Annotated in this window: 1 pseudogene; it reads left to right on the plus strand. The window is 44.2% G+C overall.

Features of this window, described 5'->3' with window-relative positions:
• Positions 1–517: pseudogene (locus tag BCU12_RS08750) on the plus strand (chromosome partitioning protein ParB); the annotation flags it as partial.
• Between the last annotated feature and the right edge of the window lie 58 nt (positions 518–575).

A 575-nucleotide genomic window follows, 5' to 3' on the forward strand; every position in this document is an offset into this window, starting at 1 on the left:
TCTTTCTCTTTATGAAAAAGGGAAAGAAATGCAGGCGAAACTCGATAGCGGTGAAGCTGACGATCAAAAAGCGTTGGCTCGTATTTTTCAGTGCAGCGAAGCGCTAGTGAGTGGTGCGCTTAAAGCGGCATCGCTACCATTAACGTTGCTACAAGCTTACCCAAATGTTGGAGACTTAGGTCGTCCAACTATTGTTAAGCTTCACAAGCAATACCACGAGTTATCAAGCGAGCATCAAACATCATTGTTAGAGAAGTGCCAATCGACAGGTGGTTATGTTTGGCAGCGCAGCAACGTACAAGGTGTCGCTCGTTTAACGAAAGAAGTGTCTGAAACGATTGAGACATGGATAAATGAACTTGCTCCTCCGAAGAAAGCGGCAAACAACAAAATAGATTTGATAAAAGGTCGCGCTACCTATAGCCGTAAGGGCGCCAATTTAGCGCTCAACCTTAAAAAGGTAGACGATGAAATGATGAAGGATATCTTAGCTTTCATCGAGCAGAAAATGGCGTAGTGAACGTCCCAATCACGAAAGTTCTAAAGCCGCGAATCGCGGCTTTTTTTAGGTTCAT

Source organism: Vibrio sp. 10N.261.55.A7 (genome assembly GCF_002877365.1).
Lineage (GTDB): Bacteria > Pseudomonadota > Gammaproteobacteria > Enterobacterales > Vibrionaceae > Vibrio.